The organism is Pseudomonas sp. RL_105y_Pfl2_101 (assembly GCF_963970585.1).
Lineage (GTDB): Bacteria > Pseudomonadota > Gammaproteobacteria > Pseudomonadales > Pseudomonadaceae > Aquipseudomonas.
The window spans coordinates 1-1,786 of sequence record NZ_CAXAPG010000111.1 but is presented as its reverse complement, the minus strand read 5'-3'; the positions used below and the strand labels follow the sequence as shown (position 1 = coordinate 1,786).

2 protein-coding genes are annotated in these 1,786 nt (G+C 61.8%); both read left to right on the top strand.

What is annotated here, in order from left to right; genetic code table 11:
* On the top strand, positions 1-906 hold a 906-nt coding region (locus tag AACY31_RS28645), incomplete at its 5' end, for a Mu transposase domain-containing protein (protein ID WP_445261599.1).
* A gap of 20 nt (positions 907-926) precedes the next feature.
* Positions 927-1,682, top strand: coding sequence for an IS21-like element ISPsy14 family helper ATPase IstB (gene istB, locus AACY31_RS28640; protein ID WP_339505632.1), 756 nt, complete (start codon positions 927-929; stop codon positions 1,680-1,682).
* Positions 1,683-1,786: the final 104 nt, after the last annotated feature.

Sequence of the window (1,786 nt, the reverse complement as noted above, 5' to 3'; positions counted from 1 at the left end):
GACAATCTGCGCAGCGGCGTCACCAAGGCGCATCGCTACGAGCCGGATATCAACCCCAGTTACCGCGATCTCGCCGAGCATTACGGCGTAGCCGTGCTGCCCGCGCGCTCGCGTAAACCCAAGGACAAAGCCAAGGTTGAAGTCGGCGTACAGGTAGTCGAGCGGTGGATCCTGGCGGTGCTGCGCAACCGCCAGTTCTTCTCCTTGGGCGAACTCAACACAGCCATCGCGCTGCTGCTGGATCGCCTCAATCAGAAGCCCTTCAAGAAGCTGCCCGGCTCACGCCGCTCGGCCTTCGAGACCATCGACCAACCCGCACTGCAACCGCTACCAGAACATCCGTATGTCTACGCCGAATGGAAAAAGGTACGCGTACACATCGACTACCACGTCGAGGTCGACGGCCATTACTACTCGGTGCCGTACCAGCTGGTGAAGCACCAACTCGAAGTGCGGCTAACCGCTAAGACCGTCGAGTGCTTCCACGCCAACCAGCGGGTGGCCAGCCATCTGCGCTCGGCGCATAAAGGCCGCCACACCACCCAAACCGAGCACATGCCCAAAAGTCACCGCGAACATGCCGAATGGACGCCGCAGCGACTGATCCACTGGGCAGAGCAAACAGGCCCGAATACGGCCGGCGTCATCGCCTACATCCTCGAACGCCGGATCCATCCGCAGCACGGCTTCCGCGCCTGCCTAGGCATCCTGCGCCTGAGCAAACAGCACGGCGAAGAGCGGCTGGAAGCCGCTTGCCAGCGAGCGCTGGCACTGGGCGCGTGCAGCTACAAAAGCCTGGAATCGATCCTGCGTCAAGGGCTGGAACGGCTGCCGCTGGCCCAGCAAAACCTGCCGTTACTGCCCGAAGAACACATCAATCTGCGCGGCCCTGGCTACTACCACTGACCTGAAAAAGGAGCACCAAAATGCTGCCTAACCCGACCCTCGACAAGCTACAAACCCTGCGCCTGCACGGCATGATCAAGGCGCTTGGCGAACAACACGCAACGCCTGACATCAACGATCTCAGCTTCGACGAACGCCTCGGTCTGATGGTCGACCGCGAGCTGACCGAGCGCGAAGACGCACGCCTGACTACTCGCCTCAAGGCCGCACGACTGCGCCATAACGCCTGCCTGGAAGACATCGACTACCGCAACCCGCGCGGCCTGGACAAATCTCTGATCCTGCAACTGGGTAGCGGCCAGTGGCTGCGCGACGGCCTGAACCTGATCATCGGCGGCCCAACTGGCGTAGGCAAAACCTGGCTCGCCTGCGCACTGGCTCATAAGGCCTGCCGCGACGGTTACAGCGTGCGTTATCTGCGCTTGCCGCGCTTGATGGAAGAACTAGGCCTGGCCCACGGCGACGGCCGCTTCGCGAAACTGATGGCGGGTTATGCCAAGACCGACTTGCTGATCCTGGACGACTGGGGCTTGGCGCCGTTTACCGCTGCGCAACGGCGCGACATGCTTGAACTGCTGGACGACCGTTACGGCAACCGCTCGACGCTGGTGACCAGCCAAATGCCGGTGGACAAATGGCATGCGCTGATCGGCGATCCAACCTTGGGCGATGCGATCCTCGACCGGCTGGTGCACAACGCTTATCGGATCGAACTGAAGGGCGAATCGATGCGCAGACGCGCAACGAAATTGACGGCGACAGAGACTTCAGACTAACAATGCAAACCTGCGTCGCTGCGCTCCGACTGCCCGGCCGGATGACCGTGGAATAGGTGGCCGGATGTTGGTGGACTGAGTGGCCGGATGGCGTGGAATGCGCA

Bases quoted from the DNA above. Each gene is read 5' to 3' on its own strand.
- istB (WP_339505632.1), top strand. From the start codon at position 927: ATGCTGCCTAACCCGACCCTCGACAAGCTACAAACCCTGCGCCTGCAC.